Source organism: Streptomyces sp. NPDC047061 (assembly GCF_040643955.1).
Taxonomy (GTDB): Bacteria; Actinomycetota; Actinomycetes; order Streptomycetales; family Streptomycetaceae; genus Streptomyces.
On record NZ_JBEYVI010000042.1, the window covers coordinates 22516 to 45181 of the forward strand.

Annotated in this window: 20 protein-coding genes; 12 read left to right on the top strand and 8 right to left on the bottom strand. The window is 71.5% G+C overall.

Annotated features, from left to right (window positions below; translation table 11 throughout):
- Positions 1-20: 20 nt before the first annotated feature.
- From ABZ887_RS40735 to ABZ887_RS40750, 4 genes are all read right to left on the bottom strand, one after another.
- Positions 21-1475, bottom strand: coding sequence for a WGR domain-containing protein (locus tag ABZ887_RS40735; protein ID WP_361301775.1), 1455 nt, complete (start codon positions 1473-1475; stop codon positions 21-23).
- 134 nt (positions 1476-1609) lie between these two features.
- The gene (locus ABZ887_RS40740; protein ID WP_361301778.1) at positions 1610-2719 is read right to left on the bottom strand and encodes a glycoside hydrolase family 19 protein; all 1110 of its coding nucleotides are present in this window, start codon (positions 2717-2719) and stop codon (positions 1610-1612) included.
- A 158-nt stretch (positions 2720-2877) separates the two neighbouring features.
- A complete protein-coding gene (locus ABZ887_RS40745; RefSeq protein ID WP_361301781.1) occupies positions 2878-3342 on the bottom strand; it encodes a nuclear transport factor 2 family protein in 465 nt (154 codons plus the stop codon).
- Between the two features lie 2 nt (positions 3343-3344).
- Complete coding sequence (locus tag ABZ887_RS40750; RefSeq protein ID WP_361301784.1) at positions 3345-4199, bottom strand: NmrA family NAD(P)-binding protein; 855 nt, start codon at positions 4197-4199, stop codon at positions 3345-3347.
- A gap of 112 nt (positions 4200-4311) precedes the next feature.
- Between ABZ887_RS40750 and ABZ887_RS40755 the strand changes: the two genes are divergently transcribed.
- The 9 genes from ABZ887_RS40755 to ABZ887_RS40795 all read left to right on the top strand — a co-directional run bounded on the left by ABZ887_RS40755 (position 4312) and on the right by ABZ887_RS40795 (position 12040).
- Complete coding sequence (locus ABZ887_RS40755) at positions 4312-5283, top strand: AraC family transcriptional regulator (protein WP_361301786.1); 972 nt, start codon at positions 4312-4314, stop codon at positions 5281-5283.
- A 106-nt stretch (positions 5284-5389) separates the two neighbouring features.
- Complete coding sequence (gene pcaC / locus ABZ887_RS40760; RefSeq protein ID WP_361301789.1) at positions 5390-6721, top strand: 4-carboxymuconolactone decarboxylase; 1332 nt, start codon at positions 5390-5392, stop codon at positions 6719-6721.
- Between the two features lie 65 nt (positions 6722-6786).
- Entirely contained in the window at positions 6787-7422 is a 636-nt protein-coding gene (locus ABZ887_RS40765; RefSeq protein ID WP_361301792.1) for an MBL fold metallo-hydrolase, read from the top strand.
- A gap of 64 nt (positions 7423-7486) precedes the next feature.
- Positions 7487-8266 (top strand): exodeoxyribonuclease III, encoded by a 780-nt coding sequence (locus ABZ887_RS40770; RefSeq protein WP_361301795.1) that lies wholly within the window; start codon positions 7487-7489, stop codon positions 8264-8266.
- Between the two features lie 16 nt (positions 8267-8282).
- Positions 8283-8690 (top strand): DUF6278 family protein, encoded by a 408-nt coding sequence (locus ABZ887_RS40775; protein WP_361301798.1) that lies wholly within the window; start codon positions 8283-8285, stop codon positions 8688-8690.
- Between the two features lie 136 nt (positions 8691-8826).
- Positions 8827-9570 carry an amino acid ABC transporter ATP-binding protein gene (locus ABZ887_RS40780; RefSeq protein WP_361301801.1) on the top strand — a complete coding sequence of 248 codons (744 nt, stop codon included), beginning with the start codon at positions 8827-8829 and terminating at the stop codon, positions 9568-9570.
- Between the two features lie 18 nt (positions 9571-9588).
- Entirely contained in the window at positions 9589-10539 is a 951-nt protein-coding gene (locus tag ABZ887_RS40785) for a glutamate ABC transporter substrate-binding protein (protein ID WP_361301804.1), read from the top strand.
- 11 nt (positions 10540-10550) lie between these two features.
- Positions 10551-11195, top strand: a complete 645-nt coding sequence (locus tag ABZ887_RS40790; RefSeq protein WP_361301807.1) for an amino acid ABC transporter permease — start codon at positions 10551-10553, stop codon at positions 11193-11195.
- A complete protein-coding gene (locus tag ABZ887_RS40795) occupies positions 11192-12040 on the top strand; it encodes an amino acid ABC transporter permease (RefSeq protein WP_361301809.1) in 849 nt (282 codons plus the stop codon). Before ABZ887_RS40790 ends, ABZ887_RS40795 begins: the two co-directional genes overlap by 4 nt.
- Before the next feature lie 43 nt (positions 12041-12083).
- On the opposite strand, the gene ABZ887_RS40800 is transcribed toward ABZ887_RS40795, so the two are convergent.
- Both ABZ887_RS40800 and ABZ887_RS40805 read right to left on the bottom strand, forming a co-directional pair.
- Positions 12084-13652 carry a CocE/NonD family hydrolase gene (locus ABZ887_RS40800; RefSeq protein ID WP_361301812.1) on the bottom strand — a complete coding sequence of 523 codons (1569 nt, stop codon included), beginning with the start codon at positions 13650-13652 and terminating at the stop codon, positions 12084-12086.
- 116 nt (positions 13653-13768) lie between these two features.
- Complete coding sequence (locus ABZ887_RS40805) at positions 13769-14533, bottom strand: hypothetical protein (RefSeq protein WP_361301815.1); 765 nt, start codon at positions 14531-14533, stop codon at positions 13769-13771.
- Positions 14534-14676: 143 nt separating this feature from the next.
- Between ABZ887_RS40805 and ggt the strand changes: the two genes are divergently transcribed.
- Entirely contained in the window at positions 14677-16470 is a 1794-nt protein-coding gene (gene ggt / locus ABZ887_RS40810) for a gamma-glutamyltransferase (RefSeq protein WP_361301818.1), read from the top strand.
- A 49-nt stretch (positions 16471-16519) separates the two neighbouring features.
- Here ggt and ABZ887_RS40815 read toward each other — a convergent pair whose 3' ends face one another.
- Together ABZ887_RS40815 and map are read right to left on the bottom strand one after the other, a co-directional pair.
- Positions 16520-19069, bottom strand: coding sequence for an ATP-dependent Clp protease ATP-binding subunit (locus ABZ887_RS40815; protein ID WP_361301820.1), 2550 nt, complete (start codon positions 19067-19069; stop codon positions 16520-16522).
- A 635-nt stretch (positions 19070-19704) separates the two neighbouring features.
- A complete protein-coding gene (map, locus tag ABZ887_RS40820) occupies positions 19705-20484 on the bottom strand; it encodes a type I methionyl aminopeptidase (protein WP_361301822.1) in 780 nt (259 codons plus the stop codon).
- Positions 20485-20528: 44 nt separating this feature from the next.
- Here map and ABZ887_RS40825 point away from each other — a divergent pair, with 44 nt between their 5' ends.
- Together ABZ887_RS40825 and ABZ887_RS40830 are read left to right on the top strand one after the other, a co-directional pair.
- The gene (locus ABZ887_RS40825; protein WP_361301825.1) at positions 20529-20780 is read left to right on the top strand and encodes a helix-turn-helix transcriptional regulator; all 252 of its coding nucleotides are present in this window, start codon (positions 20529-20531) and stop codon (positions 20778-20780) included.
- 126 nt (positions 20781-20906) lie between these two features.
- Positions 20907-22556 (top strand): hypothetical protein, encoded by a 1650-nt coding sequence (locus tag ABZ887_RS40830; protein WP_361301828.1) that lies wholly within the window; start codon positions 20907-20909, stop codon positions 22554-22556.
- Positions 22557-22666 lie beyond the last annotated feature (110 nt).

The following is a 22666-nucleotide window of genomic DNA, read 5'->3' on the forward strand; positions in this document are numbered from 1 at the left end:
CAGCACTTCACCGGAACGCGTCAGAGCAGTCGCCGGATGTCACCGCGCACCCGGTAGAAGCCGCCGGCCGCCGTGTGCAGGGAGTCCACGACGTAGCGGGCCCCGGGCTCTCGTATCGCGCGCGGGAACTGGACGTTCCGCGCCTGGTCGTAGCCGTCGGACACGACGTGCACCCGGATCCGGCCCGCCTCCTGGACGCACTCCACGACGATCGACCCGGAGGGCGCCTGCGCGACCGTCGCCACCGCGCCCACGGTCGTGGCCGGTGCGTAGGCCGGCATCGCCGCGGCCAGCTTGACGTCCCGGGCCACCGGCACCGTGCCCTGCTGGGCCGCCGTGACGGCCGCCTCGCTCGCGTCCACGCAGACCAGCGAGCCGTCGGTGGTCACCAGGTAGAGCCGCTCGTCGTGGTACTGCATCGACAGCGCCGAACCGCCGCCCGTGCCCAGCTTCCACAGCCGGGTGCCGTCCTGGTCGAAGCAGTAGACGGACGAGGCCGCGTCACCGGCGAACACGAACCGCCCGCCGGGCGAGGCCGCGCACGAGTACACGGCGCTGTCGCAGGTGTACGTCACCTCGATCGAGCCGGTCGCCTTCGACAGCCGCTGGACCGCCTTGTGCGCGGTGCCCGCGTACACCACGTCGCCCTCCTGCCAGCCGAACAGCACCCCGCCCCTGGTGGGCGTGTGCCACAACTCCCGGCCACCGTCGGGGGCGTAGGCGGTGACGCCCCTGGTGTGGCCGTGGTAGACGGCCCGTTCGTCGGCGCGGACCATCCAGGCCTGCTCGCCCTGGCTGCGGCGGGCCCACTGGTGCTCGTCCTCGTGGTCGATGACGGTGAGCCGGCCGTCGCGGTCGGAGACGTCCAGCACGCCCTCGTGGATGTCCAGCCAGAAGATGTCGACGTCCGCCGCGATGGCGTAGGCCACGAACGGCAGCTTCGAGGACAGGTCGTACACCTTGCCGTCGTCACAGCCGGCGTAGATCCAGAAATCGTCGGCGACCAGGCACTTCACGCCGTCCGGCAGGCTGAAGCGGGCCAGCACGCTGCCCTCGTGGTCCAGGGTGTACACATCGCCCGACTGGTTGCCGACCCAGCAGCGGTCGTCGTCGACATGGATGCCGAACGCGGCGGAGCCGGTGCGGAAACGCCACAGCACGGGCGCGGTGGAGCGCGCGGTGGAGGGGGCCGAGGCGACCTGACGCCGGGTCACCGAACGCGGTGCGCGCTGTCCCTGTACGGCCGGGGCGTATCCCTTGCGGACCTTCTCGCCGACCTTCCTCGCGGCGGCGGCCCGGGCCTTCTCCGCCGTCGCGAACGTCGTCGTCTGCGTCTGTCCCCCGGCGCCGATCCGGCCGTACCGCACGGTCACGACCAGGTCGGCGACGGTCACCTCGTAGAACTTGTGCGCGGCGCCGTCCTCCTGGGACAGCTCCAGATAGGTCGTCGACACTGCGGCAGAACCGGTGGACATGGCAGACCAGACCCCTCCCCATACGGATCCGCCGTCCGTCCGGCGGAACCCACTGACCGAACCGTAGACGGGGGCACTGACAACCGCCTTCCACCTGCAGGGACACAGCCCGCAGAGCGTGCTCGTGGGGGCGGTCAGCAGGTGAGGTTGGAGCCTGCGGGGACGCCGAGGACGGAGGTGAAGGAGAGGTAGTCGTTGACGCGGTCCTGCATCTCGGCGGTGTTGCCGCCGTTGCACTCGATGCTGCCGTTGATGCTGCGGATGGTCTCGCCGAAGCCCGCGCCGTTGACCATGGCGTTGTGCCCGGTCATCGTGCCGGGGCCGGTCTGGGTGTTCCAGTACCACAGGCCGGTCTTCCAGGAGATCGCCGCGTCGGAGGCGACCAGGCCGGGGTTGTCCAGCAGGTCGACGCCGAGGGCGTCGCCGGCGGCCTTGTAGTTGAAGTTCCAGCTGAGCTGCATCGGGCCGCGTCCGTAGTAGGCGTAGGTGCCGGCGGGGCAGCCGTAGGGCTCGCTCGCGCAGTAGTTCCCGGACTGGTCGACCTCGTTGATGTAGACGAGGCCGCCCGTCTCGTGGTCGACGTTGGCCAGGAACGCCGCGGCCTCCTGCTTCTGCACGGTGGTGCTGCCGGTGGTGGCGAATCCGGGGTAGGCGCTGAGCGCGGCCACCAGGCCGCTGTAGGTGTAGAAGGAGTTCCGGTTCGGGAACATCTGGTTGAACTGGGCCTCGCTGACCACGAATCCGCCGGTGCCGCCGCCCGTGCCTCCGCCACCGGAGCCGCCGGTGCAGGTGTAGGGGGACCAGTACCAGGTGCTGATGGTGGGGTCGTATCCCGGGTTGTCGTGGGTGGCGATGTAGTACTGGCCATTGGGGCTGTACTTCACGACGGCGCCGGTCGCATAGGACTGTCCGGCCACCCAGGCGGGGTAGTTGCAGCTGCTGCCGGTGCCTCCTCCGCCGGAGCCGCCGCAGGCTCCCTGGTCGGCCCAGACCGCGGCGACGCCGGGCGTCTCGCCCTGTGTCCACCACTTGGCCTGCCAGTTGTCGCCGTTGTAGGAGGCCGTCATGCCGCCGGTGTAGACCGCGCCGGAGCTCCAGGCCGCGGCGCAGTCCGCCGCTGCCGCGGGGCGCGCGGCGCCGAGGACGGTGAACGCGCTCAGGAGACAGGCCAGGACGGCCAGCAAGGCTGTCATGTACCTGCCATGCGGGAGGTTGCGGGGCGCGCCGGGCATGGTTGTGCTCATGTGCCACTCCGGAGGTAGGGGGTGAGTGGTGACCCCAGCAGCAAAGCGTGATTGGTCCAGACCAGTCAAGGGTCGGGTGACGACTTTTGTCGGTACATGACCGGCCTCCTGGCATCGCGGGGCGCGCCAGGAGGATCGGCCGGACGTCGTTCGTCGCGTCAGCGTGGCGCTGCCGGCCGGCCGAGGGCCTGGAAGACGGCGACGGGGTCGAGGTAGTCGCGCCAGTGCGTCACCTGGCGGTCCTTGACGGTGATCACGGAGACGAAGTGGTTGTCGTAGGCGCGTCCGGTGTGGACCGCCCGCCCGTGCACGGCGTACTCCAGGACGACCACGGACGTGCCGGTGTCGTGGTGGACCCGCAGCTCGTCCGCTCCGGTCAGGACCATCGCGTCGCCGTAGCCGCGGTACAGGTCGGCGACGGCGCGCCGGCCCTCGACCCGGCGCGGGTAGCCGGGGACGGAGACCACGTACTCGGTCACGACGTCCTCGGCCAGGAGGTCGAAGAAGTGCTCCCCGTCGACCAGGCCGGCGAGGCCCTCCTGGACGATCCGGAAGAACGGGTCCAGGGCCGCGAAGTCCTCAGGGTTCTCGATCGCGTTCTCGATGGCGTTCTCGTCGGGCATGGTCACACGGCCGCCGTCGCCGACCAGGCGCGGGCGTTGCGCCGCGCGAACTCGCGGAAGGCGGTCGGCTTCTGGCCGGTGACCTTCTCGATGTCGTCGTTGGGCGTGGAGCCGTGGCCGGTGAGGATGGTGCCGGTCAGCCAGCGGAGCATCACCGCGTAGTCGGCGGGCACGATTCCGGCGGCGACGGCGCCGCCGATCCATGCCTCGGGGTCGAGGTCCCGGTGCGTGACGGACTGTCCGGTCACGGCGGTGATGATGTCGGCGACCTCGGCGACCGAGAGTGCCTGCGGGCCGGTCGGCGCGTACACGGCGCCGTCGTGGACCTCGGGGGCGAGCAGCGTCTCGGCCGCGACGGCGGCGATGTCGGCCGCGTCCACGAAGGCCTCCCTGCCGCTGCCGGTGGGGACCGTGATCGCCCCGTCGACGACGGGCAGGTGGTCGTCGGCGAAGTTCTGCATCACCCAGGCCGGGCGCACGACGGAGTGGGTGAGCGACGGCCGGGCGGCCAGGTCGGTTTCCACAGCCTTGATGTCGATCTGCGGCGGTACGTCGTCGGCGCCGTAGGTGCTCAGGTAGGTGACATGGCGTACCCCGGCGGCCTCGGCGAGGTCGAGGAAGGCCGCGGCCTGGTCGGCGTACGCGACCCGCATGACGGGCGTGACGAGGTAGAGGCTGTCGACGCCGCGCAGGGCGTCGGCGTGGGTGGCCGGGTCGTCCCAGTCGAACGGCACGTCGGCGCCGTGCCGGGCCGCGGTACGGACGCCGCGCCCCCGCTCGGCGAGCCTCTTCGCCAGGAGCGAGCCGGTGCGGCCGGTGCCGCCGAGAACGAGCGTGGTCTGCGGTGATTCAGTCATGGCTCAAGCGTGAGAGAGACCATGGGAGCGGATCAATGTGTGAATCGCTCGTTCTTTTACGTCAGACGCTCCGATCATTGCCGACGGCGATCGCCCTGCTGATACTGGTCGCATGGACCTACTGCGTGATCACCTCGCGCGGGCTCGCGCCGGCGGCGCGGTGTTCGCCCGTACGGTCGCCGAGCCCCCGTGGGGGCTGCGGCTGGCCGGCACGATCCAGCTGTCCGTGCACACCGTCGTCCGGGGCCGGGGATGGCTGTGGTTCGACGCCGACGACCCGGGCCGCGCGGTGGAACTCATGCCCGGCGAGGTGACCCTCGTACGCGGCGGCACCGACCACTACATCGGCCACGAGCCCGGCACCGACTGCCTCGAACCGGAGGAGTTCAGGGCCCGGCACGCCACCGACGGGGAGTCGGACACCCCCGGGGCGACCGTGTTCCTCTGCGGCGCCTACCGGTTCTCCGGCGACATCGGCAACGGGCTGCTCACAGCCCTGCCGCAGGTCCTGACCCTGCAGGCAGTCGTCGGCGATCCGCTCAGGGACGTGATCGCCCTGCTCTCCCACGAGCTCGCCCACCCCGAACCTGGCCAGTCCACCGTGCTCGACCGACTCCTCGACGTCCTCCTGGTGCTCGCCATCCGCAGCGAGTTCCGCCGCAGCCCGAACGCACCCCGCTGGTACCGCGCCTCCGCCGACCCCCGCCTCGGCGCCGCACTCCAGGCCATGCACGAGGACGCGGGCCGCCCCTGGTCGGTCCCCGAACTCGCCGCGGTCAGCGGCCTGTCCCGGGCCGCCTTCGCACGGACCTTCCACGAGGCGCTCGGCCAGACCCCCATGCAGTACCTGACGGACTGGCGCATGACCCTCGCCCGCGACCACCTGCGCACGGGTGAACTCGGCATGGCGGGCATCGCCCGGAGCGTCGGCTACAGCTCGCCCTACGCCTTCGCGGCCGCCTTCCGCCGCCACCACGGCGAACCCCCCGGCGCCTGGCGGCAACGAGAATCCGGGCGCGGCAGGGAACTTCAGCCGAGCGGCACCCACCTCCACTGGGCCCCGGTACGCGGCGGTCGTATGTGAAGCCGGGTGCAGGGGATCTTCGCGAAGCCGCCACGACGTGGGACGGCTTGCACGGGGATCGCACCCGGGTACGTGGGAAATCGTGAGATGTGGGAGCGTGAGCCGGGTGAGTGAGAGTACGTCCAACACCCTGCAATACCGTTTTGACGGGCCGGAAGAGGCCCCCGTACTGGTCTTGGGCCCGTCCCTGGGCACCACTTGGCACATGTGGGACCGGCAGATCCCGGAGCTGATCCAGCAGTGGCGGGTCTTCCGCTACGACCTGCCCGGGCACGGCGGTGCCCCGGCGCACCCGGCCGGTTCCGTGGCCGAGCTGACCGCGCGGCTGCTGGCCACGCTGGACTCCTTCGGCGTGCAGCGCTTCGGCTACGCGGGCTGCGCGCTCGGCGGTGCCGTCGGCGTCGAGCTGGCCCTGCGGCACCCGGAGCGGATCGCCTCGCTGGCGCTGGTCGCCACCTCGCCCCGGTTCGGGACGGCCGACGAGTTCCGGCAGCGCGGGGTGATCGTACGGACGAACGGCCTCGACCCGATCGCCCGGACCTCGCCCGACCGCTGGTTCACCGGCGGGTTCGCCGCCGCCCAGCCCGCGATCACCGAGTGGGCCGTCCAGATGGTCCGCACCACCGACCCCGGCTGCTACATCGCCGCCTGCGAGGCCCTGGCCGGCTTCGACGTACGGCACGAACTCGCCCGGACCGGAGTGCCGACGCTCGTCCTGGTCGGTTCCGACGACCAGGTCACCGGCCCCGCCGAGGCCCGCACCCTGGTCGCCGGGATCCCGGACGCCCGGCTCGCGGTGGTACCGGGCGCCTCCCACCTGGTCCCGGTCGAGCAGCCTGCGGCCGTCACCGAGCTGCTGGTGCGGCACTTCTCCGCCGCCTGGCAGCCCGCCTACGACTCGACCACCGGGCAGATCGCCATCCCGGCCGCTCCGGTCAAACCGGTCCTGCTCGCGGCGCCCCAGGCCGTGCCCCAGGCCGTGCCGCAGGTCGCTCCCCAGGTCGCGCCGATCGCCGAGATCGCGCCGGCCGTCGTACCGCCCCAGCCGCTCGGGCGGCCCGACCCGTACGACGCGGGGCTGAAGGTCCGCCGGGAGGTGCTCGGGGACGCGCACGTGGACCGGGCGCTGGCGCAGGCCGACGAGTTCTCCGGCGACTTCCAGGAGTTCATCACCCGCTACGCGTGGGGCGAGATCTGGGACCGGCCCGGACTCGACCGGCGCTCGCGCAGCTGTGTCACGCTCACCGCGCTGGTCGCGGGCGGCCACCTGGAGGAGCTGGGCTTCCACGTCCGGGCCGCGCTGCGCAACGGCCTCACCCCGGGCGAGATCAAGGAAGTGCTGCTGCAGGCGGCGGTGTACTGCGGGGTGCCGGCCGCGAACAGCGCGTTCCGGGTGGCCCAGCAGATCATCCGCGAGGAGACCACCCCCGAGGGCTGAGGGACTGCCCGGCATCGGGGGGTTCCCCGAGGACCGGAGGGTGGGTCGGGGGCAGGATGGTGACCATGAAGCTCACCAAGAAGTCCCACGCGTGCGTGCGCCTGGAGAAGGACGGGCGCACACTCGTCCTCGACCCCGGCGGGTTCAGCGAGGAGGACGCCGCCGTCGGCGCGGACGCGATCCTGATCACCCACGAGCACCCGGACCACTTCGACGAGGGCCGGCTGCGGGCCGCTCTGGACGCCGACCCGGCCGCCGAGATCTGGACCCTGAAGTCCGTCGCCGACCAGCTCGCGGCGGCCTTCCCGGGCCGCGTGCACACCGTCGGCCACGGCGACACCTTCACCGCCGCCGGCTTCGACGTCCAGGTGCACGGCGAGCTGCACGCGGTGATCCACCCGGACCTCCCGCGCATCACCAACGTCGGCTACCTCGTCGACGGCGGGAAGGTCTTCCACCCCGGCGACGCCCTCACCGTCCCCGACCACCCCGTCGAGACGCTGATGCTCCCGGTGATGGCCCCCTGGAACAAGATCTCCGAGGTCATCGACTACGTCCGCGAGGTGAAGCCGCGGCGCGCCTACGACATCCACGACGCCCTGCTCACCGACCTGGCCCGGCCGATCTACGACCGCCAGATCGGCGCCCTGGGCGGCGCGGACCACCAGCGGCTCGCGCCGGGGGCCTCGGCGGACGTCTGAGGCCGGACGCCTGTGCCCGGGCGTCCGAGGTCGGTTGTCAGAGGGGCCCGGTAGGTTGTGGGGCATGCGCATCGCGACCTGGAACGTGAACTCGATCACCGCCCGCCTGCCGAGGCTCCTCGCCTGGCTGGAGAGCAGCGGCACCGACGTGCTCTGCCTCCAGGAGGCCAAGGTCGCCGAGGAGCAGTTCCCGTTCGAGCCGCTGCGCGAGCTGGGCTACGAGGCGGCGGTGAACGCCACCGGGCGGTGGAACGGCGTGGCCGTGCTGTCGAAGGCCGGCCTGGCGGACGTCGTCAAGGGGCTGCCCGGCGACCCCGGCTACGACGGCAGTGTGGAGCCCCGCGCGATCTCGGCGACCTGCGGCCCGGTGCGGGTCTGGTCGGTGTACGTGCCCAACGGCCGCGAGGTGGACCACCCGCACTACGCCTACAAGCTCCAGTGGTTCGAGGCGCTGCAGGCCGCCGTCGCCGGGGACGCGGCCGGCAGCCGCCCCTTCGCGGTCCTCGGCGACTACAACGTGGCACCGGCCGACGACGACGTCTACGACACGGCCGCCTTCGAGGGCCTCACCCATGTCACCCCGGCCGAGCGCGCCGCGCTCACCGCCCTGCGCGGGACCGGCCTGACCGACGTCGTCCCGCGCCCGCTGAAGTACGACCACCCGTACACCTACTGGGACTACCGCCAGCTCGCCTTCCCCAAGAACCGCGGCATGCGTATCGACCTGGTGTACGGCAACGAAGCATTCGGCAAAGCCGTGAAGGACTCCTACGTCGACCGCGAGGAGCGCAAGGGAAAGGGCGCTTCCGATCATGCCCCGGTGGTGGTGGACCTGGAGGTGTGAGTGTCAACCTGGGACCATGAACATCCCCTTTCTGGGTAACAGGCACGGCAAGCCCGGTGACGTCCCGCACGTCGCCGACCCCGATCTGCTCGCCGAGTGCGAACTCCTGCGCGCCCAGGCGGCCGAGGAGGGTGTCGCGCTCGATGACACCCCGGCCTCGCTGGAGGCCCTCGACCAGCTGCTCCCGCGCTGGCGGGACGACGAGGAGACCCTGATCTGGCTCGGCACCGACGCCGGCCTGTATCTGGGCACCGTCCTGATCCGGACCGTGCCCGGCGCCGAGTGGGAGATCCGGGCGGACGGGGAGCCGGTCGTACGGCTGGCGTCCGGGCGGGAGTTCGAGGTCGTCGAGTCGGGACACGACTGGGCCGCGAGCGGGGTCCCCGAGCTCTCGCAGCTCTACGCGGAGGTCGCCGAGGCCTGAACGACGGCGCCCCGCGCGCGACAGAGACGGCGTAAATACGGCTAATGCCCGAAAAGTGCGTGTCGTGCCTCAAGCCCGCCCGCGGCTGGATAGTTTGCGGCAACCACGACACAGCTGAGAGCGGGTAGGGCTGCGGATGGCCGTCGATCCTCTGATCGAACTGCGGGACGTCAACAAGTACTACGGCGAGCTCCATGTCCTCCGGGACATCGATCTCACCGTCGGCAGGGGAGAGGTGGTCGTGGTCATCGGCCCCTCGGGGTCGGGAAAGTCGACGCTGTGCCGGACGATCAACCGCCTGGAGACCATCGAGTCCGGCTCGATCACCCTCGACGGGCGGCCGCTGCCCCAGGAGGGCAAGGCCCTCGCGAAGCTCCGCGCCGAGGTCGGCATGGTCTTCCAGTCCTTCAACCTGTTCGCCCACAAGACCGTCCTGCAGAACGTCTCCCTCGCCCAGATCAAGGTCCGCGGACGCAGGAGGGACCAGGCGGACCGGCGCTCGCGTGAACTCCTTGACCGCGTGGGCCTGCTGGCGCACACCGAGAAGTACCCCGCACAGCTCTCCGGCGGCCAGCAGCAGCGGGTGGCCATCGCCCGTGCCCTGGCCATGGAGCCCAAGGCCCTCCTCTTCGACGAACCCACCTCCGCCCTCGACCCCGAGATGATCAACGAGGTCCTGGAGGTCATGCGGCAGCTCGCCCGGGACGGCATGACCATGGTCGTCGTCACCCACGAGATGGGCTTCGCCCGCTCCGCCGCCCACCGGGTCGTCTTCATGGACGACGGCCGCATCGTCGAGGACCGCACCCCGGAGGAGTTCTTCACCGCCCCGCGCAGCGAGCGCGCCAAGGACTTCCTGTCCAAGATCCTCAAGCACTGAGCGGGGAGCACACCACCCATGGTCCGTACGACCCGTACGCCCGGCTCCCGTCTGCCCGCCGTCCTGACCCTGCTCACCGCGCTGCTCGTCGGCGCCGGCGCCGTGTTCGGCGTCGCCGGCTGCGGCAAGGAGGGCAGCCCGCCGCGCAAAGGCCCCGCGGCCGACCGGCTCCCCGTGTACGAGGTCGCGCAGGACTTCCGGCTGCCGGACTCCCCGACCTGGACCCGGGCGAAGAAGCGCGGGTACTTCGTCGTCGGCGTCAAGGAGGACCAGCCCTACCTCGGCGAGCGGGATCCGGCCACCGGCGTCTACTCGGGCTTCGACATCGAGATCGCCAGGATGGTCTCCGCCTCCCTCGGCCTCGACCCGAAGAAGATCCGCTTCCGGACCATCGCCTCCGCCAACCGCGAGACCGCCCTGCAGAACGGCCAGATCGACTTCTACGTCGGCACCTACACCATCAACGACAACCGCAAGAAGCTCGTCGGCTTCGCCGGTCCGTACTACATGGCGGGCCAGTCCCTTCTGGTCCGCCGCGACGAGAACGACATCCACGGCCCCCAGGACCTCGCCGGCAAACGCGTCTGCTCGGCGGCCGGTTCCACGCCCTACCAGCGGATCAAGGCCGACTACCCGAAGGCGGTCCTGGTCGCCTACGACACCTACTCCGTCTGCGTCGACAACCTGCTGACCTACCAGGTCGACGCCGTCACCACCGACGACGCCATCCTCATCGGCTACGCGGCGAAGGCCCCTGACGAACTCAAGGTCGTCGGCAGGCCCTTCTCCGAGGAGCCGTACGGCATCGGCGTCCCCCGCGGCGACACCGCCCTGCGCTTCGCGATGGACGACGCATTGGAGGCACGTGAGAAGAACGGCGACTGGAAGAAGGCGTACGAGGCGACGCTCGGCCTGTCCGGCGTACCCGCCCCCACGCCGCCGCCGATCGACCGCTATCCCGCGAGCTGAGCGAGGACGGCATGAACGTACTGACAGACAACTTCCACACGTACGCCCAGGGTTTCCTCGGCACGCTCGAACTGACCGTCTACTCCTCGGCGCTGGCCCTTCTCCTGGGCTTCCTGATGGCGTCCTTCCGGGTGGCGCCCGTCGGATCCCTGCGGATCTTCGGCACGGCCTGGGTCACCGTGCTCCGCAACACCCCGCTCACGCTGCTGTTCTTCGCGGTGCTGCTCGGCCTGCCACGGTTCGGACTGGTGCTGCCCTTCCAGGTGTTCGCGGTCCTCGCCCTCGGCTGCTACACCTCCGCCTTCGTCTGCGAGGCGCTGCGCTCCGGCATCAACACGGTGCCCAGGGGACAGGGCGAGGCGGCCCGCAGCCTCGGCATGACCTTCGGGCAGACCCTCCACCTGGTGATCCTGCCCCAGGCGTTCCGGTCGGTCATCCCGCCGGTCGGCTCCACCCTTATCGCGCTCGCCAAGAACTCCGCGATCGCGGGTGCCTTCAGCGTCACCGAACTCCTCGGCACCTACCGGACACTGAGCGAGCTCGGCTACAACATCGTCTGGACCTTCGTCTGGATCGCCGTCGGCTACCTGGTCATCACCCTCGCCATCAGCGCCCTGTTCCACCTGATGGAGCGCACCTGGGGAGTCGCCCGATGAGCCAGGCCACCGCGCTCTACGACATCCCGGGGCCGGCCACCAGGAGACGGCACACGCTGTACGGAGTCCTGGCGACGGCCGTCCTCCTCGCCCTGCTCGCCTGGATCCTGTATCTCCTCTTCGACACCGGCCAGTTCACCTACACGAAGTGGATGCCCTTCGCCTACCAGGGAATCCAGGAACTCCTTCTGCGGGGCCTCGGCAACACGCTCAAGGCCTTCGCGGCGGCGGCCGTCCTCTCCCTCGCGCTCGGCGGGCTGCTGGCCACCGGACGGCTCTCCGAGCACCGTCCGGTGCGCTGGGCGGCCACCGTCGTCGTGGAGTTCTTCCGCGCCATGCCCGTCCTGGTGATGATCTTCTTCGTCTTCGTGGCGCTGAAGGTCCAGCCCCTGCCCGCGCTGGTCACCGGACTCGCCCTCTACAACGGCTCGGTGCTCGCGGAGGTTCTCCGCTCCGGGGTGAACAGCGTCGAACGCGGCCAGCGGGAGGCCGCGTTCGCGCTCGGCATGCGCAAGTCCCAGGTCATGTCGTACGTCCTGGTGCCGCAGGCCGTACGGGCCATGCTGCCCGCCATCATCAGCCAGCTCGTGGTGGCCCTGAAGGACACCTCGCTCGGCTATCTCATCACCTACGAGGAGTTCCTCCATGCCGGGAAACTGATCGCGTCGAACCTGGACTACGATTTGCCCTTCATCCCTGTGGTGATGGTGATCTCGCCGATCTACATCGGGATGTGCATGTTGCTCTCGTGGTTCGCCGGCTGGGTGGCCAGGCGGGAGCAGCACAGTCCCAGGACCGGGGCCGCCGAGGTGGCCCCGGCCGAACCGGGGACGCTGCTGCCGTAGGGGGCAGCAGCCAGGGCCAGGCCCGGCCGGCGGCAGCCGGAGATCACTGCTCGCGCAGCGGAACGGACACGTACGACGGGTCGTCCACCGGCGAGGAGAAGGTCAGCTGCGCGCCGGACGGGTTGTGCTCGATGTAGAGCGGGTCCACCGTGTCGACCACCAGCGCGAGCCGGTGCCCCGCGGGCACGTCGTAGGCCGTGGCGAACAGGTCCAGGTCCACGTCGAACGCCTTGCCGGGCGTCCGGCCGTGCCAGGTGTACGGCGCGTGGGTGACCAGCCTGCCGAGGCCGAGCGGCCCCACGTCGTAGAGGTAGGCGACGAGGGTGCCGCTCTCGGCGGTCGGGGTGAGGGTGGTGTGCAACCGGGCGGTGCCGCGCACCTGTTGCGCGGCCGGGTACCGCCCGGACTGCCAGACGGCGGCCCAGCGCCGGGGCAGCAGCGGGATCGAGGCGACCGGCGGCAGCTGGGCGACCTGGTCGAGGATGCTGGAGAGGAAGACGGTCCCGCCGTCCGCGCCCGAGTCGACGTTGGCGTGCACGGTGGCCGTGCCCGCGAGGTCGATCTTGTGCCGCGTGGCCCCGACCGACTTCCAGTCCGGATAGCCCTCGTAGCCGCCGGTGGAACGGGACTTGAGCTCCACGGGCTGCTCGCGGTCGATCCCGTTGTCCGCGCCCTTGAGATAGTGGTCGAACCAGCGCTCGGTGTCCGTCCACACGTCGTTGGGCAGCCCGAACAGTCCGGTCAGCTCGGCGGTGGCGTGGTCGCCGGGGCGCAGTTCGAGCCGCTTGGGGCCGGTCAGCCTGCCGTAGAAGTCGGCGATCTGGTTGGGCGGGAAGATCGTGTCGCCCCAGGCGTTGGCGAGCATGATCGCCGCGCCGTTCTTGTTGATCTGGTCGACGTAGGTCGCGGCGGAACGTTTTTTTCCCCAGTCGATCAGTTCCTGTTCCTTGGACAGGTCGGCGGCGAAGAAGTCCTTGAGGGCCTGGCTGGTCTCCGCGCTGGGGCGGCCGGTGACGAGGCCGACGCCGTCCAGTACGGCCGTGGCCTCGGAGTGTTCGGTGCGGCCCGAGTAGATCGAGTCGATCAGGTCGGCCCAGCCGCTGAGCGAGGCGACCGCCCTGATCCGCCGGTCGTGTGCGGCCGCGAGCAGGCTGATGCCGGCGCCGTACGACACGCCCGCCATGCCGATGTGCCCGGCGTCGGACGGGGTGTTGGCGAGCGCCCAGTCGATCACCTTGGAGGCGTCGGCCACGTCGGGCGGACCCGCCACCTCTATCTCGCCGCCGGACTGCCAGAAGCCCCGGACGTTGTAGGCCACCACCACATAGCCGGAGTCGGCGAGCTTCTGGGCCTGCGCCAGGTACTGGACCTGGGGGAAGCCCCAGCTCGTGGGCATGACGAGCAGCGGGTAGCGGTGCGTGCCGTCGGAGCTCGCGGGCGTGACCACGTTCGCCTTGAGCGTCGTGCCGCCGTCGCCGGTGATGTCGACGAAGCGGACGCCGTTCGTGGCGGCCTGGGCGGCGGGGGTGAACCCGAGGACGCCTCCGGCGATCAGGGTCGCGGAGACGGCGCCCACGGCGGTCGTACGCAGGGCCTTGCGCTGGGTTCCCACAGGTCACTCCCCATACGTGTCAATGCAAAGTGACCCGACGGTAACCGCGACCTCTTACCGCAAGTAACCCGTCGGTAAGTTACGTGCCAGTAACGATTGTTGAAGGGTGCAGGTAGTCAGGACGTGCGGTGCGAGGCGGGTGCGGTGTCGGTCGCGGCGGGCGGCAGCGGCGCCTGGGCGGCACGGGTGACGTCCTCGACGAGTTCGACCACGTCAGGGCCGTACGCCTGCGAGTTGACGACCTTGAGGAGCAGCACGAAGGAGTTGTTGCCGTGCTTGCGGGCGAGCCGCTGGTGGTTGCGGGCGAGGTAGCGGGTGGCCGCCTGGTTGGTGATCGCGCGCTGTCCGCAGAAGAGGAACACCGGCCGGGCGTCCGGGCGTTGGCCGGCGGTCAGGCGGGCCAGCAGCACGTACTCCGTGATGCCCGGGTCGAGGCGGTAGCGCTCGGTGCCTATCTGGAAGGCGCCGCGGTCCGGGCCCGGCTCCGGGTCGATGTTGACGCGGATGCCGGGCAACATCGCGGACATGTGGGCGAGCATGCGGCGATTCGACCCGGGGCCGCCGACGCAGAACTCGGTCCGCTCGCCGAAGCCCTGCTGGACGTTGTCCTGGGTGACCATCTGCAGGTTCGCGCCGCAGTCCTTGATCAGCGCGGCCAGTTCCAGGAGGGCGAACACGTCGAAACGGTGGACTGCCGGTTCGGACGTGGCCGGATCGCGGTTGACGACCAGCAGCGACTCCGAGTTCTCCGGCAGCCCGAAGAAGGCCTGCTTGCGGCGCAGGCTGCGACGCCACAGCGAGGTACGGGCCAGCCAGCCGAGCGCCGCGCTGATGCCGGCCGCCACGACGCCGAGGATAATGTTGCGCAGGTCGTCATTCATGGGCGCGCATGCTAGCGGTCACAGGTGGCCGGAACGTACCCGTGTTCGAAGTGTGGCAGTCATATGACAGTGCCCTGAATGTGGCTGTCGGGGCTGCGGCCCCGTCGATACGCTGCGCGGACGTTCCGGAACTGGAGGTGCGGATGCGTCGCCCTGTCGCGCGGAAACTGACCGTCCTGGCGGTCTCGGCCGCGGTGGTGTCGGTGGGGGCGGCAGCGCCTCCCGCCCCCGGCGCCGCAACCGCCGCGAAAACCCCGGTGGCCGTCGGCTACGGCGGTGCGGTCGCCAGCGTCGACGCGGACGCCACCGCCGCCGGCATCGAGGTGCTCCGCAAGGGCGGCAACGCGGTCGACGCGGCCGTCGCGACCGCAGCGGCACTGGGCGTCACCGAGCCCTACTCCTCCGGCATCGGAGGCGGCGGCTACTTCGTCTACTACGACGCCAAGTCCCGTACCGTGCACACGATCGACGGCCGCGAGACCGCGCCGCTGACCGCCGACTCCAACCTGTTCGTGGAGAACGGCCAGCCGCTGGCCTTCGCCGACGCCGTGAGCAGCGGACTGAGCGTCGGGACGCCGGGGACGCCGGCGACCTGGCAGACGGCGCTGAACCAGTGGGGGAGCGAGCGGCTCTCCGCGGTACTGAAACCGGCCGAACGGATCGCCCGCAACGGGTTCGTCGTCGACGACACCTTCCGGACGCAGACCGCCGCGAACGAGACACGGTTCCGGTACTTCCCCGACACGGCGAAGCTGTTCCTGCCGGGCGGGCAGCTGCCGGTGGTGGGCTCCACCTTCAAGAACCCGGAACTCGCCCGGACTTACAAGGAGCTGGGGAAGAAGGGGGTCGCGGACATCTACCAGGGCGACCTCGGCAAGGACATCGTGTCGACGGTCGACAACCCGCCGGTGGACCCCGCGTCGGGGTGGAAGGCGCGGGCGGGCAAGCTGTCCACGAAGGACCTGGCCGCCTACCGGGCCAAGGTGCAGGCGCCGACCGAGACCGGGTACCGCGGGCTGAAGGTGTACTCGATCGCGCCGTCGTCGTCCGGCGGGACGACGGTCGGGGAAGCGCTCAACATCCTTGAGAACACCGACCTTTCGAAGGCCAGCGAGGTGCAGTACCTGCACCACTACATCGAGGCCAGCCGGATCTCCTTCGCCGACCGCGGGCGCTGGGTCGGCGACCCGGCGTTCGAGGACGTGCCGACGAAGGGGCTGCTGTCGCAGCGGTACGCCGACGAGCGGGCAAAGCTGATCAGCGACGACGCGGTGCTGACCAGCCCGGTCGCGCCGGGCGACCCCAACAACCCCGGGTCCACGGGCACGGCGGCGCCGACCACGTACGAGGGCGAGAACACGACGCACCTCACGGTCGCCGACAAGTGGGGGAACGTCGTCTCCTACACGCTGACCATCGAGCAGACCGGCGGCAGCGCGATCACCGTGCCCGGGCGCGGGTTCCTGCTCAACAACGAGCTGACCGACTTCTCCTTCGCCCCGGCGAACCCCGCGGTGCACGACCCGAACCTGCCGGGGCCCGGGAAGCGGCCGCGGTCCTCGATCTCGCCGACGATCGTCCTCGACAAGGCGAACAAGCCTGTGGTCGCCGTGGGTTCGCCCGGCGGGGCGACCATCATCACCACCGTGCTCCAGGTGCTGACCGAGTTCCTCGACCGGCATCTGCCGCTGGTGGACGCGATCGCCGCGCCGCGGGCGTCGCAGCGGAACGCGGCGAAGACCGAGTTGGAACCGGCGTTGTACAACGACGCCGATCTGCGGGGGAAGTTGGAGGCCATCGGGCACTCGTTCAGCTTGAATCCGGAGATCGGTGCGGCTACTGGTGTGCAGCGGCTGCCCGGTGGGAAGTGGCTGGCGGCGGCTGAGACGGTGCGGCGGGGTGGGGGATCCGCGCAGGTGGTGGATCCGGCTCCGTAGTTCGCGGACTGCGGGTGCGTGGGGGCTGGTCGCGCAGTTCCCCGCGCCCCTAAAGGGGCGCCTTCGCGGGCCGGAACTCCAAATGGCCGTCGCTCACATCCACCGTGACCTCACTGCCCTCCGTGACTGTGCCGTCCAGCAGTAGTCGTGACAGCTGGTTGTCGACCTCCCGCTGGATCGTGCGGCGCAGTGGCCGGGCGCCGTACTCCGGCTGGTAGCCGTGTTCTGCCAGCCAGTTGACCGCCGCGTCCGTGAAGTGGGCCGTGACGCCCTGGGCGTGCAGCATGCGGCGGGTGTGTTCCAGGAGGAGCTCGGTGATCTGGTGCAGCTGCTCGCCGGTGAGCTGGCGGAAGACGACGATCTCGTCGATGCGGTTGAGGAACTCCGGGCGGAAGTGCTCCCGCAGCGGGCGCAGGACGCGTTCGCGGCGGGCCTCCTCCGTCGCCTCCTCGCCGCCGGGGCCGAAGCCGATGCCGGCGCCGCGCCTGGTGATCACGTCCGAGCCCAGGTTGCTCGTCATCACGATGACCGTGTTGGTGAAGTCCACCGTGCGGCCCTGGGAGTCGGTCAGGCGGCCGTCGTCCAGGACCTGGAGCAGGATGTTGAACACGTCGGGATGGGCCTTCTCCACCTCGTCCAGGAGGAGGAGGGAGTACGGGTGGCGGCGGACGACCTCGGTGAGCTGGCCCGCCTCCTCGTGGCCGACGTACCCGGGCGGGGCGCCCACCAGGCGGGAGACGGTGTGGCGCTCCTGGTACTCGCTCATGTCCAGGCGGACCATCCGGTCCTCGCTGCCGAACAGCACCTCGGCCAGCGCGCGGGCCAGTTCGGTCTTGCCGACACCGGTCGGGCCGAGGAACAGGAAGCTGCCGATCGGGCGCTGGGGGCTCGCCAGACCGGCGCGGGAGCGCATGACCGCCTCGGCGACGGCGGCGACCGCCTCGTTCTGGCCGATGACCCGCTGGTGCAGATGCGCCTCCAGGCCGAGCAGGCGTTCCTTCTCCTCCTGGGTGAGGCTGCTGACCGGGATGCCGGTCTGCCGGGAGACCACCTCGGCGATCGCCTCGGCCGTCACCTCCAGGTTCAGCCCCTCGTCCACCTCGTCCTCGCCGGAGAGCTCGGCGATGCGGGACTTCAACTCGCCGACGCGGTCGCGTAGCTGGGTGGCGCGTTCGTACTGCTCGTCGGCGACCGCCTGGTCCTTGTCGCACGTGAGCCGCTCGATCTCGCGTTCCATCGCCCGCACGTCGCTGCCCTTGGTCCGGGCGCCGAGGCGGACCCGGGCGCCGGCCTGGTCGATCAGGTCGATCGCCTTGTCCGGCAGTCTGCGGTCGGTGAGGTAGCGGTCGGAGAGCTCCACGGCGGCGACCAGCGCCTCGTCGGTGTAGCGGACCTGGTGGTGGGCCTCGTAGCGGTCGCGCAGGCCGCGCAGGATCTCGATGGTGTCGGGGACCGTCGGCTCCGGCACCAGGATCGGCTGGAAGCGGCGGGCCAGCGCCGCGTCCTTCTCGATCTTGCGGAACTCCTCGAGGGTGGTCGCGCCCACGATGTGCAGCTCGCCCCGGGCCAGCGCGGGCTTGAGGATGTTGGCCGCGTCCATGGCGCCGCCCTCGCCGCCGCCCCCGGCGCCGACCACGGTGTGCAGCTCGTCGATGAAGACGATCAGCTGGTCGGAATGCGAGCGGATCTCGCCCACGATGTTGTTGAGCCGCTCCTCGAAGTCGCCCCGGAAGCGGGTGCCCGCGACCACGCCGGACAGGTCGAGGGCTACCACCCGGCGCCCGGCGAGCCCGTCCGGCACGTCGCCGTCGGCGATCCGTTGGGCCAGCCCCTCCACGATCGCCGTCTTGCCGACGCCGGCGTCACCGATCAGCACGGGGTTGTTCTTGCCGCGCCGGGAGAGCACCTCGATGGTCTGCTCGATCTCGTCGTCGCGGCCGATCACCGGGTCGATCCGGCCCTCCCCGGCCAGCTCGGTCAGGTCGCGGCCGTACTTGTCGAGGTTCGGCGTGCTGCTCGTACGGCGCCGGGTGTCCGGTCCGGCGAGCGAGCGGTCGGTCTCGGCGGTGTCCGGCGGCAGGCCGGCGGCGGCGAACCGGGCGGCGTTCAGGATGTGCCCGGCGGCCGAGTCCGGGTTGGCGGCGAGGGCGCCCAGCACGTGCTCGGGGCCGATGTATCCGGCCCCGCCGGCCCGGGCCAGGTCGTGCGCGTCCAGCAGGGCGCGCTTCACGGCCGGGGTGAGGGACAGCGAGGTCGGCGGGGGCGCCTCGCCGGGCGGGTGCTGGACCGGGCCCGCGCGGCCGTCGATCTCCGTGGCCAGCGAATCGGGATCGGCGCCGGACCTGCTCAGCAGGGAACGGGTGGGCTCCGCCGTGAGCGCGGCGCGCAGCAGGTGCTCGGTGTCGAGGTCCCGGCTGCCGTGCTCGGCGGCGTACTGGGCGGCGCCCTTGACCAGCTCCCTGGCCGGCTGGCTCAGCAGCCTGCCGATGTCGATCTGCCGGGGGCCCTGGCGGGCTCCGCCGCCACCGAAGAAGCGCGCGAGGAACTCCCCGAAGGGATCCTGTCCGTAGTCGCCCGGTCCGGGGTAGCCGCTGTTCATGAGCGTTCGTTCCGTTCCGGCGTCCCGGCGCCTTGGGGGACGCGCTCGCTGGTCGACGTGCCGGTCCACGCGGGTGCCCCTGCAGGGCCCGGTCACACCACCTTCGCACGCCCGCCGGAGGGGGGCACGTCCAGCCGTCCGGGCGGCGGGCCGCCGGGCGACTGCGTGTTTCACGCTGTGCGTGTTTCACACTGTGCGTGTTTCACGCCGTGTATTTCAGGCACTGCGGCCGCCCTGCCCGCCGGAAAGAATTCAGCACCGGAGCCACTTCGGACGCGATACCGCGGTAATTTACACGCCTTTCCTGCGGCGCACCGGCCGGACCCGGAATCCGGCCGGTGCGCCTGCGGCGCGTTGTGTCAGGTGATCAGCGGCCGTTGGTATTCGGCCGGGGCCGCCGCCGACCCTGGGGCGGAGGCGGCGGAGGCACCGGCTGCCGTCGCGTGGGCCGGGGGAACGGAACTCGCATGCGCACGTTTTCCATGAGAACTCCTTCGCTGATTGGGCGGCTGTTTCTCCGCCCTTCACGGATATGTATACGGGGGGACCGTCGCCGTTGTTCAGCGTTCCAGGGAATTCATTTGTGCTCCACCGGCCCGCATATCACGATAAGAAATGCTCAGGAAAAGCCTGTGTCAGTTCTTTGAATTCCGGGCGGTGAGGACCCGCGGTCCCGCCTCCGTGATCGCCACCGAGTGCTCCACGTGAGCGGCCCGGGAGCCGTCGTTCGTGCGCAGGGTCCAGCCGTCGGGAGCCTCGTGGTAGCCGTCCCGGCCGCTGCCGATCAGCATGGGTTCGATCGCGAGGGCCATGCCGTGCCGGAGCGGGAAGCCGCGCCCGGGGCGGCCCTCGTTCGGCACCTCCGGGTCCTCGTGCATACGGCGGCCGATGCCGTGCCCGCCGAAGCCCTGCGGGATGCCGTAGCCGGCCTCGCGGCACACCCGCCCGACCGCGTGCGCGATGTCGCCGGTGCGGTTGCCGACCACCGCGGCCGCGATGCCCGCCGCCAGCGCCCGCTCCGCCGTCTCGATCAGCCGTACGTCCGCCGCGCGCGGCTCGCCGACCGGGAAGCTGATCGCCGAGTCACCGGCCCAGCCGTCCAGTTCGGCGCCGCAGTCGATGGAGACCAGGTCGCCGTCGCGCAGCCGGTACGCGGTCGGGATGCCGTGCACGATCGCGTCGTTCACGGACGCGCAGATGACGGCGGGGAACGGGGTGGGCGCGAACGAGGGCCGGTAGCCGAGGAAGGGGGAGGAGGCTCCGGCCGCGCGCAGCACCTCCCGTGCCACCTCGTCCAGTTCGAGGAGGGAGACGCCGACGTCGGCGGCCTCGCGTACGGCCGCCAGGGCTCGCCCGACGACCTGCCCCGCCGCGTGCATGGCGTCGAGCGATGTGTCTGTCTTCAGTTCCATCATGCCAATTAATATACCGGTTTTCTCGACCGGGTTAGAATGGCGGCATGGTACGTACCCCTCTCACCCCGGAAGAGCGCGAACGCGGCGAGCGGCTCGGCCGGTTGCTGCGCGAGGCGCGCGGCGGCCGGAGCATGACCGAGGTCGCCGCCGCGGCGGGCATCTCGGCCGAGACCCTCCGCAAGATCGAGACCGGGCGGGCGCCGACCCCCGCCTTCTTCACCGTCGCCGCGCTGGCCCGCGCCCTGGGCCTGTCGATGGACGACCTGGTGGAGCGGTGCGCCCTGCTCGCCGTATGACACGCATCGGTCAAGATCGGGCAATGAGGGCTCTGTGCCCCCGCTGAAAACTCCCTGTAGCAACCCCGTAACACAACTGGTGTTGCCTACGGAGCCGGAGTGCTCCGGTCTGGCGGGAGTCGAGCGATGACTGTGGATCAACTCCCCGGCCGGGTGCGGGAGTTCGCGAACTACCTGAACGGCCTGCTGGCGCGCCTGGACCAGGGTGGCGGCTGGTGCGCCGTCTTCTGGCAGCGCGACCCCGACGGTATGCAGGCCTGCCTCGGCGGGCGCGAGGTGCCGCCCTGGGACGTCGTGGAGGCGCTGCTCCAGGACCTCGCGGCCGTGTACGGCACCGACGCCGCCGCACACGAGGCCCAGCAGGCCCGGCTGCTGCACGCGGACGCGCTCACCGCGTACGACTCCCGTCCGGGCGCCCGCGAGGACCTGAGCGACCGCCTCGACAGCACGCTCCGCGAACAGCGGTACGCCGCCGAACGGCTGGCCCAGCTGGGCCGCGCCCTCGACGCCGCGCACTCCCGCGAGGAGGCCGAGGCCCTGGGCATCGACCTCGCCTGGGCCCGCGACGACCACGAGCGGGCGACCGCCCGGTGTGCCGAACTCCGGGCCCGGATCGGGCGACTGGAGCACCGGGCCGAACTCGCCGGACGCCTGCGGAGCGCGCGGACGACGCAGCTCGGGGGCGGCAGGGCGCTGTTCCGCGCCGACGACGCGTTCTCGGCCGGTGACGTGTTCTCGGCCGACGGGGCGGGCGATGCGGGCAGGGCCGGAGATCCGGCGCCGGCGGCGACGGACGGCGCGCACCCGGGCGGACCGTCGGGGGAGACCCCGTCGGCGCGCGAGCCCTCCGGGCCGGGCCCGGCCGAACCGCCGGCGCACACCGCGACCGCCGTGGACGCGCACACCGACAGGGACGCGCGCGAGGCCGGCCCCACATCGCTCGGCCACCCGAACGGGACCACGCCCGACGAGGGCGCAACGGCACGGACCCGGGCCACGGCTCCCGAGCCGGACCCCGCCCCGGTCCCGGAGGGCTCCGCCCCGGCCAAGCAGCGCAAGCGGCGCCGGGGCAGCGCCCGGTTCGCCGGCATGGCGGAGGACGAGGCCGCGCCCACCGTCGTACCGCAGACGCCCGAGGCGTCCGCGCCCGCGGCCGCCACCGGCCGCCGGACCCCGCGCGGCGCCCGGTTCGCCGGGGCCACCGAGGCGCCGGCGCGGCCGGAGCCGGCGGTGGCCCAGCCCGACGAGGAGGCGGGGCGGGCCGTGACGGCCGCCGTGGAGCGGCTCGTACAACTGCGGGCGGAGGGCCGCACCGGGGAGGCGCACGCACTCCTGGCCGAGGCCGCGCACTGGGCCGCCGCCCGGTTCCCGCTGCTCGCGGACGCCCTCCAGCGGGCCGGGCTCGGCGCCGACTGGGCCACGCTGCTCTGGGAGGCGGCCTCGCTGCCGCCCGTCCGGCTCGTCGCTGCCGCCGACGCCCTGACCGCCGCGGGCCGGACCGACGACGGCCGGCAGATCCTGCGCCAGGGCGTCGCCCGCCCCGCCACCGAGATCGGCGAGGCCGTCCTCGTCCTGGACGCGGAGGGCCGGCACCGGGAGGCCCGGGCCCTGCTGGACACCTACGTCCAGGTCCGCACCCCGGAGGAGGCGGCCCACAGCGCGGAACCGGACCCCCAGCGCCTGGTGCCCCTGCTGCTCCGTTCGGCGCAGTCGGTCTCGGACCAGCGCCAGTGGGACCTGCTGCACGCGCTGCGGGTGGCCGGTCTCGCTTCTTGAGGGGCGCGGGGAACTGCGCGACCAGCCCCCACGCACCCGCAGTCGGGAACGGTGCCAAGCTGAACCGGCGCTTCCGGGGCGGCTCCGCATCCGCCAGCCAGGTAGGAAAC

Bases quoted from the DNA above. Each gene is read 5' to 3' on its own strand.
- ABZ887_RS40735 (WP_361301775.1), bottom strand. From the start codon at position 1,475: ATGTCCACCGGTTCTGCCGCAGTGTCGACGACCTATCTGGAGCTGTCC.
- ABZ887_RS40740 (WP_361301778.1), bottom strand. From the start codon at position 2,719: ATGAGCACAACCATGCCCGGCGCGCCCCGCAACCTCCCGCATGGCAGG.
- ABZ887_RS40755 (WP_361301786.1), top strand. From the start codon at position 4,312: ATGGACCTACTGCGTGATCACCTCGCGCGGGCTCGCGCCGGCGGCGCG.
- ABZ887_RS40790 (WP_361301807.1), top strand. From the start codon at position 10,551: ATGAACGTACTGACAGACAACTTCCACACGTACGCCCAGGGTTTCCTC.
- ABZ887_RS40765 (WP_361301792.1), top strand. From the start codon at position 6,787: ATGAAGCTCACCAAGAAGTCCCACGCGTGCGTGCGCCTGGAGAAGGAC.
- ABZ887_RS40795 (WP_361301809.1), top strand. From the start codon at position 11,192: ATGAGCCAGGCCACCGCGCTCTACGACATCCCGGGGCCGGCCACCAGG.
- ABZ887_RS40830 (WP_361301828.1), top strand. From the start codon at position 20,907: ATGACTGTGGATCAACTCCCCGGCCGGGTGCGGGAGTTCGCGAACTAC.
- map (WP_361301822.1), bottom strand. From the start codon at position 20,484: ATGATGGAACTGAAGACAGACACATCGCTCGACGCCATGCACGCGGCG.
- ABZ887_RS40745 (WP_361301781.1), bottom strand. From the start codon at position 3,342: ATGCCCGACGAGAACGCCATCGAGAACGCGATCGAGAACCCTGAGGAC.
- ggt (WP_361301818.1), top strand. From the start codon at position 14,677: ATGCGTCGCCCTGTCGCGCGGAAACTGACCGTCCTGGCGGTCTCGGCC.
- ABZ887_RS40750 (WP_361301784.1), bottom strand. From the start codon at position 4,199: ATGACTGAATCACCGCAGACCACGCTCGTTCTCGGCGGCACCGGCCGC.
- ABZ887_RS40825 (WP_361301825.1), top strand. From the start codon at position 20,529: ATGGTACGTACCCCTCTCACCCCGGAAGAGCGCGAACGCGGCGAGCGG.
- ABZ887_RS40805 (WP_361301815.1), bottom strand. From the start codon at position 14,533: ATGAATGACGACCTGCGCAACATTATCCTCGGCGTCGTGGCGGCCGGC.
- ABZ887_RS40780 (WP_361301801.1), top strand. From the start codon at position 8,827: ATGGCCGTCGATCCTCTGATCGAACTGCGGGACGTCAACAAGTACTAC.
- ABZ887_RS40770 (WP_361301795.1), top strand. From the start codon at position 7,487: ATGCGCATCGCGACCTGGAACGTGAACTCGATCACCGCCCGCCTGCCG.
- ABZ887_RS40815 (WP_361301820.1), bottom strand. From the start codon at position 19,069: ATGAACAGCGGCTACCCCGGACCGGGCGACTACGGACAGGATCCCTTC.
- ABZ887_RS40775 (WP_361301798.1), top strand. From the start codon at position 8,283: ATGAACATCCCCTTTCTGGGTAACAGGCACGGCAAGCCCGGTGACGTC.
- ABZ887_RS40785 (WP_361301804.1), top strand. From the start codon at position 9,589: ATGGTCCGTACGACCCGTACGCCCGGCTCCCGTCTGCCCGCCGTCCTG.